Source organism: Paenibacillus sp. FSL H7-0331, assembly GCF_001956045.1.
Map to the genome: position 1 here is coordinate 14,857 of NZ_MRTH01000031.1, position 15,958 is coordinate 30,814.

General features: G+C 43.9%; 15 protein-coding genes. 8 read left to right on the forward strand and 7 right to left on the reverse strand.

Features of this window, described 5'->3' with window-relative positions; genetic code table 11:
* The first annotated feature begins 7 nt into the window (after window positions 1-7).
* Both BK127_RS30875 and BK127_RS30880 read left to right on the forward strand, forming a co-directional pair.
* On the forward strand, window positions 8-919 hold the full coding sequence (locus BK127_RS30875; protein WP_083689733.1) for a sugar phosphate isomerase/epimerase family protein: 912 nt from the start codon (window positions 8-10) through the stop codon (window positions 917-919).
* A gap of 95 nt (window positions 920-1,014) precedes the next feature.
* The gene (locus BK127_RS30880) at window positions 1,015-2,493 is read left to right on the forward strand and encodes a stalk domain-containing protein (protein ID WP_076235948.1); all 1,479 of its coding nucleotides are present in this window, start codon (window positions 1,015-1,017) and stop codon (window positions 2,491-2,493) included.
* 53 nt (window positions 2,494-2,546) lie between these two features.
* Here the strand turns inward: BK127_RS30880 and BK127_RS30885 are convergent, their stop codons facing one another.
* Together BK127_RS30885 and BK127_RS30890 are read right to left on the reverse strand one after the other, a co-directional pair.
* Window positions 2,547-4,163, reverse strand: a complete 1,617-nt coding sequence (locus tag BK127_RS30885) for an ATP-binding protein (RefSeq protein ID WP_076235949.1) — start codon at window positions 4,161-4,163, stop codon at window positions 2,547-2,549.
* Window positions 4,164-4,355: 192 nt separating this feature from the next.
* Window positions 4,356-5,099: an MBL fold metallo-hydrolase gene (locus tag BK127_RS30890; RefSeq protein ID WP_076235950.1), complete on the reverse strand. Its 744-nt coding sequence runs from the start codon at window positions 5,097-5,099 to the stop codon at window positions 4,356-4,358.
* A 402-nt stretch (window positions 5,100-5,501) separates the two neighbouring features.
* Here BK127_RS30890 and BK127_RS30895 point away from each other — a divergent pair, with 402 nt between their 5' ends.
* Window positions 5,502-6,119, forward strand: coding sequence for a stalk domain-containing protein (locus tag BK127_RS30895; RefSeq protein WP_076235951.1), 618 nt, complete (start codon window positions 5,502-5,504; stop codon window positions 6,117-6,119).
* Between the two features lie 96 nt (window positions 6,120-6,215).
* A complete protein-coding gene (locus BK127_RS30900) occupies window positions 6,216-6,512 on the forward strand; it encodes a DUF1292 domain-containing protein (RefSeq protein WP_076235952.1) in 297 nt (98 codons plus the stop codon).
* A 121-nt stretch (window positions 6,513-6,633) separates the two neighbouring features.
* On the opposite strand, the gene BK127_RS30905 is transcribed toward BK127_RS30900, so the two are convergent.
* Window positions 6,634-7,053: a DUF1885 family protein gene (locus BK127_RS30905; RefSeq protein WP_076235953.1), complete on the reverse strand. Its 420-nt coding sequence runs from the start codon at window positions 7,051-7,053 to the stop codon at window positions 6,634-6,636.
* Between the two features lie 117 nt (window positions 7,054-7,170).
* Here BK127_RS30905 and BK127_RS30910 point away from each other — a divergent pair, with 117 nt between their 5' ends.
* Window positions 7,171-7,995 carry a Cof-type HAD-IIB family hydrolase gene (locus BK127_RS30910; protein WP_076235954.1) on the forward strand — a complete coding sequence of 275 codons (825 nt, stop codon included), beginning with the start codon at window positions 7,171-7,173 and terminating at the stop codon, window positions 7,993-7,995.
* 111 nt (window positions 7,996-8,106) lie between these two features.
* On the opposite strand, the gene BK127_RS30915 is transcribed toward BK127_RS30910, so the two are convergent.
* Entirely contained in the window at window positions 8,107-9,576 is a 1,470-nt protein-coding gene (locus BK127_RS30915; protein ID WP_445667536.1) for an aminotransferase class I/II-fold pyridoxal phosphate-dependent enzyme, read from the reverse strand.
* 277 nt (window positions 9,577-9,853) lie between these two features.
* Between BK127_RS30915 and BK127_RS30920 the strand changes: the two genes are divergently transcribed.
* Window positions 9,854-11,032 (forward strand): MFS transporter, encoded by a 1,179-nt coding sequence (locus BK127_RS30920; RefSeq protein ID WP_076235956.1) that lies wholly within the window; start codon window positions 9,854-9,856, stop codon window positions 11,030-11,032.
* Between the two features lie 102 nt (window positions 11,033-11,134).
* On the opposite strand, the gene BK127_RS30925 is transcribed toward BK127_RS30920, so the two are convergent.
* The 3 genes from BK127_RS30925 to BK127_RS30935 all read right to left on the reverse strand — a co-directional run bounded on the left by BK127_RS30925 (window position 11,135) and on the right by BK127_RS30935 (window position 13,772).
* On the reverse strand, window positions 11,135-12,058 hold the full coding sequence (locus BK127_RS30925) for an S-layer homology domain-containing protein (protein WP_076235957.1): 924 nt from the start codon (window positions 12,056-12,058) through the stop codon (window positions 11,135-11,137).
* A gap of 205 nt (window positions 12,059-12,263) precedes the next feature.
* Entirely contained in the window at window positions 12,264-13,025 is a 762-nt protein-coding gene (locus BK127_RS30930; RefSeq protein WP_256711528.1) for a hypothetical protein, read from the reverse strand.
* Between the two features lie 111 nt (window positions 13,026-13,136).
* The gene (locus tag BK127_RS30935; RefSeq protein ID WP_076235958.1) at window positions 13,137-13,772 is read right to left on the reverse strand and encodes a DUF1054 domain-containing protein; all 636 of its coding nucleotides are present in this window, start codon (window positions 13,770-13,772) and stop codon (window positions 13,137-13,139) included.
* Between the two features lie 253 nt (window positions 13,773-14,025).
* Between BK127_RS30935 and BK127_RS30940 the strand changes: the two genes are divergently transcribed.
* Window positions 14,026-14,982, forward strand: a complete 957-nt coding sequence (locus BK127_RS30940) for an ABC transporter permease (protein ID WP_076235959.1) — start codon at window positions 14,026-14,028, stop codon at window positions 14,980-14,982.
* A 22-nt stretch (window positions 14,983-15,004) separates the two neighbouring features.
* Window positions 15,005-15,883, forward strand: a complete 879-nt coding sequence (locus BK127_RS30945; RefSeq protein ID WP_076235960.1) for a carbohydrate ABC transporter permease — start codon at window positions 15,005-15,007, stop codon at window positions 15,881-15,883.
* The last annotated feature ends 75 nt before the right edge of the window (window positions 15,884-15,958 follow it).

Consider the following 15,958-nt stretch of genomic DNA (forward strand, 5'->3'; position numbering starts at 1 on the left):
TGTAAATATGAGTAAAGCTACACGATTCGCCAGTGATCAGAGTATGAACCCGCCGCGCTTGGATATTCAACAGTCCTGGTGGGCTATGATCGGATTAGGTAATGGTGAACGAGAATGGACAATAGAAGAGAAATTCGAAAAGATTGCAGAAGCCGGCTTTACTGGTATTATGGGGCGTCTGCCTGAAGGTCCGGATGCGGATTTATGGCGCCGATTGCTTGATGATTATCGTTTCAGCTTCGGCATTCATTCGTTTCCTGGCAGACCTGAAGATATTACACAATTATTGAAGGCCGCCAAGCAATTCGGAGTGCAGTATGTGAATTCCCAGGTGATGGATTCCTTCGTAATCGGTCAGCCTGCGATCGAATTGCTGGAAGGATTGGTGCGAGAAGGTTGCTCTGCGCATATGCCTTATTTTGTTGAAACACATCGCGGTCGTTTAACTCAGGATTTACATCGAACAGTGGAGTACGTAAAGGCGATTCCTGATTTGCGTTTGACCATTGATTTGTCCCATTACATAGTGGCAGGTGAAGTTACCGGTAACGACGAGAACGTCTTAAACAGGGTGTCAGAGCTGTTTGAGAGTCTGTTGGAACGTACCTCCAGTATTCACGCGCGCGTGTCCAATGGAGAGCAGGTCCAGGTCGATATAGGACCGAATGGAGAACATCCGATGGTGAGGCATTATATGGACTGGTGGCAGCGAGGGATCGGATATTGGTTAAAGGATGCACAGCCTGGCGACCTGTTGCCATTCGTCCCGGAGCTTGGTCCTCCGGATTATGCGATTACGAATCCAACCTACGCATCGAGTGGACGTACAGAGATCTCGGATCGATGGGAGCAGGCGCTTGTATTGAAGAGATTAGGTGAACAGGCTTGGAAGCTCGCCGTGCAATCTAGCGGTAAGTAACAGCTATCCGAGCATATCGTTAATTAAACAGCTAATAGTTACGAGAGAATCAATAATTGGTAATAGTGTTATCAATCATGAGGTGGGGACAACCGATGAGACTAAGCCTAACCGTTTGTGGTATTTTACTTGCGATCTTTGTCATCTTTACGGATCAGGCTGTTGCACAAAGGCTGGAATCTGCAGCTTATAAGAGTCCTGAAGGAATCCAATTTGTAAGCTACAGCACCGTATGGAATGAGCAGAAATTAAAGGAGCTGTATGAGAGTTTACTCAAATGCGAGCATGGTGAAGAATTGTCGGCTCTGAAGCAAGTCATTTTGGACCCGGGTCCAAGTGAGGGGAAGAGCGGCTCAAGAGTTGGCAGCTACAATGCGGATACCCAAGTGATTAGGTTGTTTGAAGTCGAGGCTACTCCGGTGGTACGTACCTTGACCCATGAATATGGTCATCATTTTACCTATTATTGGCTGCAAAAAAAGGAAAGTGCTTCTCCAGGACAGCTTACAGAGTCTTCAGTCTGGGCTAAGGTTAGGCAGCTTGGTGGTTTTCCTATTCGATGGTCAGGCAGTACCCTTCCTTATGTACATAAGTGGGATCCTGGCGAGATTATGGCTGAGGATTATGTATTGCTGTTCGGCGTGGGGGGGAATCCGTTGTCCTCGAAGTCGGCGAATATTGTGAATATGCTGCGTCACGAAAATGAGTATATTCCTTCTGCGCAGTCACTGCCTGCTCTGAGACAATACTGGGAGCAATTGGCTGGTTTGTCCAGGAAGGAGCCGATCCGACTCCCCGAGATCAAGCAATGGCAAGCAGTGGAAGACAAGGAGGACGCTACCAACCGTTTGGTGTTTACCTCTGCCGCCACTCAAAACTACCAGCTCATCCAATATGGTATTCACGTAGTTAGCTTTAAAGACGGACAGCCGATCAACTGGACAACGACTATCAATACGATTGGCAAAGAGCTTGTAGAGGTTAATCTGGATATGAATGCACTAAGGGATACCGATTCCACGGCTTCCTTTAACGGATTTATTCAGATTTGGGCGCTGGATCCACAAAGCAATCAGCTCGTCTACACACCATTTTATATGAATTGGTTTACCTATGAGCCCGTTTCAAAAAAACTACTTGCGATACCTCCTTCTTTTTCCAGCAGAGGACTAACTGCGATGTTGAAAAGAGATGGAATGGACAAATGGCCCCTTATGAATATGGTTATGAATGGGATGCCCTTGGCGCCAGTCAAGCGTTATGAGGATAAAGAAGGTAATCTGTATGTGCCACTGCGCTTATTCAGTGATGAGACCGTTCAAGGTCTAAAAGAGCAGCGAACTACGGATAACGATGGAGGCAGACGAATTAAAGCGCATTACAAGCAGAGGGATGTTCAATTGAGGTTGGATGAACAGCAAGCGGCTGTCAATGGAATCACAATCAAGCTGAACCAGCGAGTCAGGCGTATGGGTGCTGAGTTCGTGGTAGCGATCGATGATCTGAAAGCCTTGTTCGATGTGACCGCACGCTGGGATGAATCAGGCAGCAGCCTGCTTATGGAGTCGACTTAGCATATAATAAAAAAAGATCTTAGAGGGCTAACTTAGCCTTGTAGGATCTTTTTTTAATGGGAAGGTGAAGTTTCCGTACTGTATGCATCATGAGAAGCAAGAGGGATGGTAATGGTCAGCTTGGTGCCTTTACCGCTTTCACTTTCAACCTCCATTGTGCCTTGATGATCCTGTACAATCTTATGGCAAATAGATAACCCGAGACCCGTACCCGAATCTTTGGTCGTATAGAAAGGTAAAAAGATTTTTTCCAGCTCGGACTGAGGTATACCGCTGCCTGTATCTGATATTTCAATGACTGCTGACTGATTATGATTGGACAGATGAACACGTACAAGACCCTGCTCTTCCATCGCTTCAAAGGCATTTTTGATCAAATTCAACAGAAGCTGCAGCATCTTGTCCTGATCCATCATGAGGTACAAGGGTTGCCCGGCATGCTCGAACTGAATTTCATGCCCCAGTCGTGCTGCTTCCGAATCCAATAGGGAGAGGACTCTTTGTATACAATCATCTATGGCATGTACTTTAAATTGGGTCGCATGTGGTTTGGAGAACTGGAGAAATTCCGCAGTCAGCATGCTCATGCGTGTAATTTCATCCATAATGAGATCGTACCATGGACGAACATTGAAATTATCCGCTCTGGAAAGCTGAAGAAAGCCTTTAATGGTTGTCAGTGGATTACGAATCTCATGAGCCATGCCGGAGGCCAATTCCCCGACCACTCTGAGCTTCTCTGAGCGAAGCATATGCTCCTCACGTTTCAGCCAGGATTCCCTCTTCATCATATACAGATTGCGTTCCGCAATAAAGATCAAATCATCCTTATACTCGCCATCGTTAGGATAAAAAGCCATTCCAAAGTTCATTTCGATGCCAGTTAGCTTAGGAAAGTCAACGGTAAGCTGTTGCTCGATATTATGGGTCAGCTGCCCTATATGATTCGATTCCAACACGATAGCAAATTCGTCGCCACCATAGCGGGAAATAAGCAATGCTTCCGGAAACATAATGCGCAGTAATTGAGCAGCCTGCTTCAAAATTCGGTTTACACCATGAAAGCCATTGGCCGTATTCAGTGATTTCAAATCCTTGCAGTCGATCAATACTAGCGCAATAGGTGCCCCTTGCTGAACCAGCTTGCCTAACTGACGATGACATTCCTCATAGTTATATAGGCCAGTGAGCGCATCGTGGGTAGTCAGATGCTTCTTTTCACTATCCAGTTGCTGGGTCTGGTTTCGAAGAACATATATGTATTGATAAAACAGAAAAGCAAAGGTAAGGCAGCTAATCGAACTGAATAAAAATGCAGAGACATTATAAAGGGTAAGCTTCATATAAGAGTAAGATACCAGAGCAAAGGTTAAGGTGTACAAAAGGCTGACAAGTACCGCTGAGCCAGGTGTTCGAATTTTATGAAAATGTTTGCCAATTTGCGCAAAGTAAAGAGGCAAGCACCAGGCCATTTGACTGACGGAGTGAAAAGCAATCAGCAGCACGATTTGAAGAAAAACTGAAATCACAAGCCGTTTCTCTGTGAAATGAGCGATGATGTATAAAATTGCTATCAGGACAAGTAGAGCCGGATGTAAGGATCTTTCGAAATAAATGGAAGAACCACAGATCACGACGGTATAGCCGAATAGTATCCAATTATAGCCCATGCCTTTTTACTCCTTCTTAATGTGGATATGATTGAATGGATAAGAACCCGACAAGCCATAAACTGAAAGGATTCTTTGATACAAACGCTTTCATGCACATATAACAAAAAGTCAGGTCGAATTGTGGTGAATGCTGTCTACTGAGCTAATACCATATTTTAAGGGAAAAACCTGACCTCAGAGGCCAGGTTTTTAGGGGAAAGAGTAGGTTGAATGCTGCTTCATAATTGTCATTTTTCCTGTTTTCCCTATAAATTCTTCAATATAATCATCATAATGCATAAGCATAACCGAGCCTTGAATCGTATCTGGTAAAGTCAGCAGCTCATTGAGGCTGGCATGCACAATACCTGGACTGGACAACTGACAATCATGCAAAATGTACTGACAGCGCTGTTCCTCGTGGAGTCCAACCAGAAGCGGATAATTGAATTTCGTATCAGAGCTGTAAAAGACCTTTTCATTAATCAATAAGGAATAGCTGGGCTTGTCGCGAATATGTTCGGATCGGATCAGCTCCAGGGTAAAGCCCGGATGAATAACAGTAGAAACAGCTTCCTCCATAATGATAAGCTCAAAATAGTCCTCGAGTCCAAAAAAACCTTCGGACTTGTTCTCCAAACCGCCGCGTAATGACTGATTCCACAAAGAATCGACCAAATCAGCTGGAACGAATAGCTTCATTCTGTACTTGTATGTATATTTTAAACGAAAAGCAAACTCTTCCATACCACCTACGTGGTCAGCATGGATATGGGTGATTAGTAAACCATTAATATGATTAATCTCGATACCAAGCTCATGTAAGGCTCTCGGTGCTGTATAGCCGCAATCCACTAGTAAGGTGAAGCCGTTGCACGTCACTAACGCATTATTGTTATAAAACTTTTTTGAAAAGGCACTTCCCGTGCCAATCATCTGGATTTGCAGGCTCACGAACGATCCTCCACTCATGGGTGCATAACGCTTACATATCTTTCTTAATCTATCACGGTTTGGAGTTAGATTTCAAGAGAATTTTTACACACTTTAACAATATTTTACCCTTAATTTTCTTATTTTTTATAAATTAGGATGAACATGATTTGGTATTGCATAGTGTTTTCATAGTATGGTTACACTGAAAGCAAACTTATAGCAGGTTAGGAGTTTCGATTTAATTTCCAAAATCATGGCATATTTTGTATTTAATTCGTTGCTTGCGTCGAGTTTTGTACCATATATAGATCGTATTCCAAAATCTTTTTTTGATTTTTTTAACAAAGCAGCGCAACTCTTGATAGCTTTCCGAGTATAACTTTATATAAAACAAGTACAAGTCACGATGGAGGTTACACAATGAAAGTGCCACGAATGCTAACGCTGGTACTATCGCTCTCCTTGCTTGGAAATGCAGGTGTTTTTGCAAATTCGATCTGGGGCGATTACGAGGGATTTAGTAAAGTGAAGATGGTCGTTAATAATGTGGAAAAACAATTTAAAGACGGTGAGGCGCCTGCCTTTTTGATTAAAGGTAATGCGGTGTTTCCGGTGCGTGAGCTTTCGGAATCTCTTCAGTCGCTCGTACGGTGGGATAATGCCAAAAATACCGTATCGATCTACAAGCCGAATGTTCATATGTTTGTTGCTGAAAAGGTAAATGAAGATTATTCGATCAAATCTCCTTTTGGTAAAGTACCCAAAGGCAAAAAAATTGATTTTGCAGTATTCGCGCAGGTTGACAGCTTGAAAACACCATTTTATTCCTTCAAGATATCGATAGATTCTCCAAGCGGGGATCAAGCGGCACCGGCTCATGAAAAGGTCGTTAACGGGTCGAAGGAAAACTTTTGGTATCCATGGTCGTTTAGTGTTCCTTTTAACGAAGCGGGTGAATATGTCATTAAATTCTCCATTAAACTGGATGAAAGTAGCGACTATACCGTGATTTCCCAGAAAGTGATTGTATCTGAATAAATGATTGTGTAGGATGCTATGATGGCAATTGACCTGTATGCATGAACATGTTACTATACGTGGGATAACTAATTTCTAATGAAATGAGGTTTACCCATGAGCGAACATATACATGATGAGAATTGCAATCACGATCATGACGAAGAAGATATTTTTGTAGTTACGGATAAAGATGGCGTAGAGCACGAAATGGTGATGGTGTACACATTTGAGGCAGAAAATCAGCCTTATGCTGTGTTACTGGACCGTAATGATCCGGAAGCGGACGGTGTTATTTTCAGAATTGAAGAAGAGGAAGAAGATGCTTACCTAGAAAGCATTGAGGATGAAGAAGAATGGGAACGTGTAGTTAAAATCTACAATCAGATCATTGAGGAACAAGCAGCTGAATAGTTGATAACGAGAGCCCTTCTTGCGACGACAAGAGGGGTTTTTCGTGCGGCCAGGGGGTATTGTGGCTGAAAAAGCAAATAGACCTTTCCGCTTTAAAAGGGAAGGGTCTGCAGCACCACTGTTATTTACGAGGATTGAAATACATAATACGTCCATTGAACAAGTGAAGCTCGGCTTTCCACAGTCTGCCCAAATACTTGCAGAATTCGTTGCCCTTGGCCTTGTCGCCGTGGGTTGATCCATCAGGTAATACGATCTGTACAAAATGCCTGCTAGTGTCACCATCCTGAGTGGAACCAGTCCCCATCACTATGTAATGATATAAAGGATCTTTACCTTTCAGGTAAAACCACTGATCTGCAGCCTCTGGCTTTGTTTCTATGGTGTAAGGGAAACCGGCATCGCCATATTCCCAGCCTAATTGCTGGCCTGTGAGGTTAAGTTGTTCCTTGTAATGCATAAGTTGTTCTTTTAATTGTTCTAAGGAAAGGGAAGGAATGGTAGAGCCTTCTACGAATTTAATATACGCGCTTTGAGCCATGATCGATACACCTGCCTATAATTGGACTGAGAAGGGTTACATCTGATCGGATACCATGAACATCATAGCATTTTAGAAAGCGTTTTGACAATATGGATAGACAGAGGAGCGTACACAATGAATAAGCAACGATTTGATGGTTATTTGCTAGTCACGGATATGGACGGCACATTATTAAACAGAGGTAAAATCATCAGTCCTGAAAATCAACAAGCCATAGAAATGTTTGTGGAGCATGGCGGCTTGTTCACTTTGGCGACTGGACGCATAACGTCATCGGTACAACGGTTTGCCGATCAACTGCCGCTTAATGCGCCAGCGGTCTTATATAACGGTGCTGTAATCCATGATTTTGCTAAAGGGGTCGATATTTGGCAGCGTACGTTGGTACCTTCAGCTGGGGCGGTTCTGAGTCGGGTCATGGAACGGTTTCCCGAGGTGGGTGTGGAAATATATTGCGGCAGCGAGCCTTATTTCATTCGTGAAAATGAGACAACCGATTACCATCGTCGTATGGAAAAATTCACGAGACCCGTACTTGAAAGCTTCGAGTCATTGAAGGATCCATGGTTTAAGGTACTGTTGGCCTGGACACCTGAGCGATTGGACGAGATTGAACGTTTCACCGCAGAAACCGATGATGAAGATGTCATTTGGGTACGTTCTGATGAAAAATATTTGGAACTGCTGCCGTCGGGTGCAACGAAAGGACATGCTTTGGAGCACTTGGTACAGCTAATGGGCATTGAGATGTCCAAATGTATTGCAATGGGCGATAATTTGAATGACCTTGAAATGATCCGAAGGGCTGGTGTCGGGGTTGCTGTAGCTAATGCTCATGAAATACTGCTGAGCGCTTCTGATCGATCCTGCTGCCATCATGAAGAACATGCAGTGGCTGATGTAATAGCTTGGCTAGATCGGGAAGTTGTTAGCAAATAAGAGGATACTTGATACTGACTACGGGGAAAAGCACAAAGAACAAGTCGGTTTCGACTTGTTCTTACTGCAAGGAAATAGCGAGCTTCAATGGACTTCTACTAGTGAAAAAAATTAGAAGATAGCGTTCGTTTCGACGATAACTTTTACATTCTGAATACTGCGATCCTCAGGTCCTTTAACAGGGAGCCCGACTTCAACATGCTCGACAATATAATCGATCAAATCCTGTGAAATGACCTCACCGGGCAGTAGAATCGGAATTCCTGGAGGATACACATAAATAAATTCGGCAATGATTCGGTCAGCCGATTCCTTGAAAGGGACCACTTCGGTATCGCCATAAAAGGCATCGCGAGGAGTCAGTGTCAGCTGTGGAATGCTCGGAACCTTAATAATTAAATCCGTGGCTGGACGGATGTTATAATTTTGGCTGGAAAGCTCACGTAGGGCATTGAGTAGCGTATCGATGTTCTCGTGAGTGTCCCCTGGAGTAATCAGGCACAGGATGTTGTACATATCGCTGAGCTCAACCTCAATATTGTAATGATCACGCAGCCAGTTTTCTGCATCGTATCCGGTGATGCCCAAGTGGCGGACATGAATATTGATCTTGGTTGGATCATAATTGAAGGTAGCTTCAGTACCAAGAATATCTTCACCAAAGCAGCTTAGACCGGGAATTTCATTGATGCCATGACGAGCAAATTGGGCCAGTGCAATCGCTTTGTCAGCCAATTCCTCTCCGTTTAATGCCAAATGGCGGCGCGCGGTATCCAGAGAAGCAAGCAGGATGTAGGAAGTGGACGTTGTTGTCAGCATACTAAGGATGGTTTTGACGCGGCTCGGATTGATGCGCCCTTCCTTAATATTTAATACGGAGCTTTGTGTCATGGAGCCGCCAAGCTTATGAACGCTGGTTGCCGCCATATCAGCGCCAGCTTCCATAGCAGATATGGGCAGCTTGCTGCTAAAATGGATCAGCACGCCATGAGCTTCATCAACCAGCACAGGTATATTATAGCTATGCACGAGGTCAACGATTTCCTTAAGATCGGCACAAACCCCATAATAAGTAGGATTGATAACCAGAACAGCTTTGGCATCCGGATGTCTTTCCAGAGCGCGTTTGACAGAGCGTGTCGTAATGCCATGATCAATCCCGAGGTTCTTATCACGGACCGGTGAAACAAAGACTGGCTTGGCTCCTGCAAAAATAATGGCCGACATGACAGATTTATGCACATTTCGGGGAACGATAATTTTATCACCCTGTGAGCAAACGGTCAAAATCATCGTCATGATCGCGCCGCTGGTTCCTTGAACAGAGAAGAATGTGTGATCCGCACCAAAAGCATCCGCGGCCAAATGCTGAGCTTCTTCGATCACACCTGTCGGTTGGTGCAGGTCATCCAGAGGAGCTATATTTATAAGGTCGATAGATAGGGCGTTATCACCGATAAATGCGCGATATTCCGGATCCATTCCAACTCCTTTTTTATGGCCTGGAATATGAAATTGAATTGGATTGCGTTCTGCGTGTTCTTTCAACGCAGAGAATAGAGGAGTACGCTTGTGGTCCACAGTCATCCCTACCTTTCACGGTGTTAGCATTAATACAAACTCTTTTAGATACTAAACTATAATCAGCCAAGGATGCAAGCCATTTGTGTTAATAGTTTGTTAACTTTTGCAAGAAAAATTCGTAATTTCTTTGAATGTTTTGTCCAATTTGTTAATCTTCAGGGGCGAAGGTTTCCCTGTATAAATAAGTTGTGATACGATAGGTCTACAATCTAATAAGCAAATGCTTTCGATGTCATTATTTGTCGAGAGTTTGTAGGAGGCATATAACACGATCATGAACAAACAGCTGGCCATTATCATGGTACTGCTGATGACGATATTTATCGGCTTCGGCATCATTATCCCTGTGTTACCTGATGCGATAGAGGGGTCGGGAGCAAGCAGCTTTCACTTGGGAATGCTGTTGTCCATTTACTCATTGGCTTCGTTTTTGATGGCGCCTATTTGGGGAAGCTTGTCTGACAGAATAGGTCGACGGCCATTAATAATTCTTGGAACCATCGGTTTTAGCGTCAGCTTTTTTATATTTGGTATTGCTGGTGATAATTTGACCCTGATGTATGTTTCCAGAATATTGGGTGGGTTATTCTCCGGGGCAGCTACGACTTGCGCTGTGGCCTATGTTGCGGATATTACAACAGAGGACAACAGGACAAAGGGTATGGGACTTGTCGGGATGTCAATCGGTCTCGGGTTTATATTCGGTCCTGCAGTTGGAGGCATTCTTAGCCAGTGGGGCTATCAAATTCCCTTCTATACAGCATCCGGACTTGCCTTCGTTACATTCTTGTTCGCCCTGGTGATGCTGCCAGAATCTTTAACTAAAGAGAAGCGTCACAAGCCACAGGGGGCCAAGGTTTCCCGGTGGACTGCTTTCATGGGCACGGTTAAATATTTGTATGTGCTGTCGTTTTTTGTCTCCTTTACATTAGCAGGCTTGGAAGCTACACTGCTGCTGTTTGAAAAGGATCAGATTGGTGCGACCTCCTTACAGCTGGGTATTATGTTTGCGGTGAGTGGTGTCGTAGGCGCCTTGATTCAGGGGGGAGTCGTACGCAGGTTCATTAAGCGTGGTGATGAAGCCAAGGTCATTGGAATTGGTTTGGTGCTATCGGCCATAGGCTTCGTACTGATTTTGTTTTCATCAAGTTTGGTCACAGCATCGATTTACTTATCGGTTTTTGCTGCAGGCAATGCCCTGATACGTCCTTGTGTGACTTCCTTGATCACTCAAAAAACAAAAGCCGGACAAGGTGTAGCCTCTGGACTTAGCTCATCGATGGATAGCCTTGGACGTATTACAGGACCACTGCTTGGGGCAGGGATTTACCAATACAGCCATCAGCTTCCCTTTTATATGGGTGCGGTTCTTTCGTTGGCGGCACTTTATCTGCTTTATCGTTTTATGGTGCTCGATCGCAGCCAAGCAGCAGGTGAACTGCGTCAGCTATAATAACGTCTGAACAATTACATATAACCGTAATTAACAAGAACCGCCGGGCTTGAGAACAAATATAAGCCCCGGCGGTTCTTTGCCATACATAGCGATTAAGACTCAGGAGGGATTGAGCAGCCTGTATATGACGGCAACGGCCTCGCCGCGCTTCATTTCTTTAAGAGGGCGGAAGGTACCATCCTCATAACCATCAAACAGATTTGCCTGCTGAACCGCAAGAATATTGTCCTTGGCCCAATAGCTGTCGGCTACATCTTTGAAGCCCTTGCCCGGTTCGCCTTTAAGCATTTCACTCCGTGACAGGATGGCTGCGATTTCAGCACGTGAAATTTGGTTGTCAGGACGAAAGGTATGGTCTGCATAGCCGTCAATTAATCCATATTCAACTGCTGTAATAATATAGGGTCTGTTTTCCTTGTCGGTGTTGATGTCTGTGAATTCGGTTGTCGTACTGTTTGATAAAAACATTTGCTTCGCTTTTACCAAATAACGCACAAATTCGGCTCGGGTAATATTTTGCTCCGGTTTAAAAGAAAGAGTTCCGTTTTCCTTATTTACATAGCCATCGATGAACTGCTTGTCCAGCAGCTCTTTGATTTCTTTGTTGGCCCAGTGGCTGCTAATATCATTGAATTCGGTTGGGATTCCATTAAGAGAGAGGACGTATCGGGTTACATTCTTGTAATCCTCCTCGCTGAGCGATCCCGGCGAGTTTTGCGGCATGCTGTGGCTAATGAATTCGTAAGCCTGATCGTATGTGCCGTATTTCTTCTTTACCCGATCACTGACAAGCGGTGGGTAACGGTCAAGTCCTTTGCCTTCAACGGCATGACAGGCTATACAATTCTGCTCATAAACGAGCAGGCCATTATTAGCTGGGACACTGGCTGCCGGAGGGAGTGAGGCCGCTTGCAGGGTGCTGGTTGAACGGAGTTCATCCTGTACCCACAGAACACCGGCAATGAGAGAGGTGCCGAGTATAAGCAGGGGGATACGAAAACGGTTGGGGTTGAATAATTTCAAAACGAGACACCTCCATAATCAGACCTTATTGTTCATTATAAACGAATCGTGTGACGTAAGTGTGAAAAACAACAATTATTTAGGACAAATTCAGGACAGGATATAACAAAACAAGCCTCAACTCCCACTATATTAACGCGGGTATCGGGGCCTGTTTGTAATGCTTGATAAAGCTTAGGTATGCAGTTATCAGAGTTACTAGCTATTAACTGGCTGGTTGCTTATTGAGGGAAGGTTGGCCCCGCTTATGGTCAACCTTTTTCTCAACCCAGGGTGTAATCTGTTCAGTTATCTGATGGATCAGCTGTTCCTTGGATATTCCTTTGGATTCCGCGATTTCGGTTAAGGATTTGCCGGCTTTCGTTTCCGATTTAAGCTCATCGGCAGTTATACCCAATATAGCAGCTAATTTATCAGGAGCAGGCAGCGCACTGTTATGTTGTTTTTTATCAGCCTTGCCAGCACTGTGCTTATTGAATTCGCCGTTATGATTGACCATAAATTTCAAATGATCAGCCATATTCGCTTTGAGCTTATCCGCATTCTCGGCTTTAATTTTGCCTGCTAGAACCGCTTCGTCGATCTTTTGGGCACGTTCTGTCTGCAGCTTAGCAATTAAATCCGCTTCAGAAATACCTTTATCCTTGGCAATCTCGACAAGGTTTTTGTCCTTCAGTGAAGCGCTAAGCGCTGCTTTATCTACACCCAGAATGGCAGAAGCCTCGTCAAGAATCGGCATTTTGCCTTTTGCAAAATCACGCTGCGCGGTATGTTCCTTTGTTGCTTTTCCAGAATTGGCTTTTTTATGTTCATTTTTATGCTCAGAGGAAGTGTATGGTTTAACAGCTTGGTCAGGTGTTTCGGCATAAGCTCGCTGTTTCGTTGTATAGAGAGCAGTTCCACCAAGCAGCAGAGCTAATGTTAAGCTCGTGACAATGACTTGTTTGGGTTGAAAACGGTTCATCATGTACGAAGCCACCTTTCCAGTGGAAAATCAAATGGGTTTGGTTCTATCTATCTCAAACTTACACAAGCAGTCTTAAGCTAACTTGAAGCTAAGCTTAATTTAAGATTAATTTCAGGATGATGCTTGACGGGCCATCTGGTATAGGGGCATTAAGGTCTCGAAGGTTTGTTTGATGAATTCGGCCAGTGCTTGACCATCGGCAAGGATAGGATTGTCATAAGCGATGTTGTGTCCGATGAGCAGCTCTTCCTTCTTAATATCGCGAAATCTCTCGAACGCGGTTTGCAATTCCTGCTCCTTGAGACTCTTGAACGAAATGTTGTCTTTCTTCATATGATCAGCGGATAACACGTATTCCTTGGGAATGATGCGACGTATTTTTTTAAAATGGCTCAGATAGCTTTCGGCTATCGCCTTTTTGTTAGGGAGCTCGTAGATTAGTGCAAGCCAAATAAATACCCGGTCGTCAAACAGTCCAACCTGAAAATGCGGGTGCTGCTTGTAGCCGCGTTTATCATGACCGATTGCCATCCACGTATCAACAGGTGCGTTAACCTTGCGGCGGGCATGCTTCGCTATATGCAAATACATAGGATTTCCAGTAAGTAGGGATAGTTCGTCACGAAGAGGCTCTCCGAGTGCTTTAAATTTAGGCTGAATCCGGGTTTGAATCCCTTCCATCCGACCTTCGAGGCCAGGTATAGAGAATACATCAAAATCATTTTGCGTAAATCCGGTAAATGTCATAGGGGAACCTCCTTTAATTTTTGGAGAAAACTGAATACATAAGTTTCCGTAAGTCAGCTTCGGTTTGATAGATAGCCTTACTATATCATAGGATCATAGGCCGAACCATATAAGCAGCGCAAGTCTTTGTGACAAACCTAAAAAAAACACAAGTGGGATAAAAGGGATTCCATTGTTCAATGTCTGCAATGCAAGTAGGATAAGGGTATATCAATCAAGCATGTACAGATTCATGACAAAAGGGGGCGGCCATATGGCTAGCAAGGTTCAATCAGCAGAGCAGGTCAGCTATCGCGCAACAACCCAAAGAAGCCTATTCAGCTTTATGTGGAAATATAAAGCGCTTTATCTGATTTCACTGCCAGGCATTATTTATTTCTTTATTTTCAAGTACATTCCGTTGTTCGGCTCGATCATCGCGTTTCAAGAGTACAATTTGTTCGGAGGGATCATGGGAAGTGAGTGGGTAGGTCTGGAGCATTTTAAAAGAATGTTTGCCCATTATGATTTCCTGATTATTTTAAACAACACACTGTTGATTGGTCTTTATGATTTGGTACTTGGTTTTCCCGCTCCTATTATTCTGGCATTGCTCTTAAATGAATTACGTGTTGTCGTATACAAAAGATTTTTGCAAACACTCGTTTATATGCCACACTTCTTGTCATGGGTAATCGTCAGTGGAATCGCAATCGGGATTCTCTCACCATCTACAGGGATTCTTAATCAATTGATCAGCTATCTGGGATTCCAGCCTATCTATTTTCTAGGTGAAGATTCTTATATCCGCTCCGTATTGATCGGTTCAGGGATTTGGCGGGATTCGGGCTATGGCACGATTATCTATTTGGCGGCACTGGCAGGTATTAATCCTGATTTGTATGAAGCTGCTGAGGTGGATGGAGCGAGCCGCTGGCGTCAAACGATTTCGATTACACTTCCTTCGCTGCTGCCGACGATTATGATTTTATTCCTGCTGCATATCGGTAAATTTCTTGATTTTGGATTCGAGCGTGTGTATGTATTCCTCAATCCGCTTAATAGTCATAATGGTGAAATTCTCGATACGTATATTTATAAATCAGGCTTGCAGTCACAGCAGTACAGCTACACCACAGCTATTGGTTTGTTCAAATCGATTGTTGGTCTCGTCTTAATCGTGATCGGAAATGTATTCAGTAAAAAAACAACGGGCGAAAGCTTGTACTAAACCAGGGAGAGGAGGAAGCGGTATGAGAAAAGTAAGTACAGGTCAGCAAGTATTTAATGGATTCAACATTGTCTTTTTGACTATTCTCGGGTTGCTGATGTTTCTACCTTTTTTGAACGTTCTGGCAGAATCGCTCAGTTCATCAGAGGCTATAATAAACGGTAAAGTCGTGTTTTGGCCCGTCGAATTTACTATGATTAATTATCAATATGTATTCAGTGATGCTTCATTATGGAGATCGTTCGGGATTACCGTGTACATTACAGTTGTGGGTACGATTATCAACCTGTTGGCGACAGCCTCGCTCGCTTATCCGGTATCCAGACAAGAGTATATGGGTCGTAAATATATTGTATTTTTCGTCTTGATTACGATGGTATTCAGCGCTCCATTGATCCCTAACTTTATATTAATGAAGGGTTTGAATCTGACTAATTCTTTGTGGGCCTTGATTTTACCAGGAGCCATAAGCGCCTTTAACTTCTTCGTTATGCGGGCCTTCTTTATGCAAATTCCTCCGGAAATTATTGACTCCGGCCGTATTGATGGCTGCAGCGAAACACGGATGATCTGGAGTATCGTACTGCCGTTGTCCAAGCCGGTTATGGCATCACTGGGGATATTTTACGCGGTAGGTCATTGGAATACGTACATGAATGCCCTATACTATTTGAACAATCCGAACTTATGGCCGCTTCAGGTGAAATTGCGTCAGCTGATTATGTCGGATGATATCAATATCGATCCTTCGGCTACCCAGTTCAGCTCACTTGCACATATGAATCCGGAAGGCATCAAGATGGCGACGATTATTATTGCTACCATTCCAATTGTGCTGATTTATCCGTTCCTGCAAAAGCATTTTGTTAAGGGTATGATGATCGGTTCGGTGAAATCCTAATAATCGTATCACCCCATTCATTTCATATATTCTAAAAAAAAGCCTACTGAACCTAATGAAAGTCCATTGTGACAA

Bases quoted from the DNA above. Each gene is read 5' to 3' on its own strand.
- BK127_RS30875 (WP_083689733.1), top strand. From the start codon at position 8: ATGAGTAAAGCTACACGATTCGCCAGTGATCAGAGTATGAACCCGCCG.
- BK127_RS30880 (WP_076235948.1), top strand. From the start codon at position 1,015: ATGAGACTAAGCCTAACCGTTTGTGGTATTTTACTTGCGATCTTTGTC.
- BK127_RS30885 (WP_076235949.1), bottom strand. From the start codon at position 4,163: ATGGGCTATAATTGGATACTATTCGGCTATACCGTCGTGATCTGTGGT.
- BK127_RS30895 (WP_076235951.1), top strand. From the start codon at position 5,502: ATGAAAGTGCCACGAATGCTAACGCTGGTACTATCGCTCTCCTTGCTT.
- BK127_RS30900 (WP_076235952.1), top strand. From the start codon at position 6,216: ATGAGCGAACATATACATGATGAGAATTGCAATCACGATCATGACGAA.
- BK127_RS30905 (WP_076235953.1), bottom strand. From the start codon at position 7,053: ATGGCTCAAAGCGCGTATATTAAATTCGTAGAAGGCTCTACCATTCCT.
- BK127_RS30910 (WP_076235954.1), top strand. From the start codon at position 7,171: ATGAATAAGCAACGATTTGATGGTTATTTGCTAGTCACGGATATGGAC.
- BK127_RS30920 (WP_076235956.1), top strand. From the start codon at position 9,854: ATGAACAAACAGCTGGCCATTATCATGGTACTGCTGATGACGATATTT.
- BK127_RS30930 (WP_256711528.1), bottom strand. From the start codon at position 13,025: ATGATGAACCGTTTTCAACCCAAACAAGTCATTGTCACGAGCTTAACA.
- BK127_RS30935 (WP_076235958.1), bottom strand. From the start codon at position 13,772: ATGACATTTACCGGATTTACGCAAAATGATTTTGATGTATTCTCTATA.
- BK127_RS30940 (WP_076235959.1), top strand. From the start codon at position 14,026: ATGGCTAGCAAGGTTCAATCAGCAGAGCAGGTCAGCTATCGCGCAACA.
- BK127_RS30945 (WP_076235960.1), top strand. From the start codon at position 15,005: ATGAGAAAAGTAAGTACAGGTCAGCAAGTATTTAATGGATTCAACATT.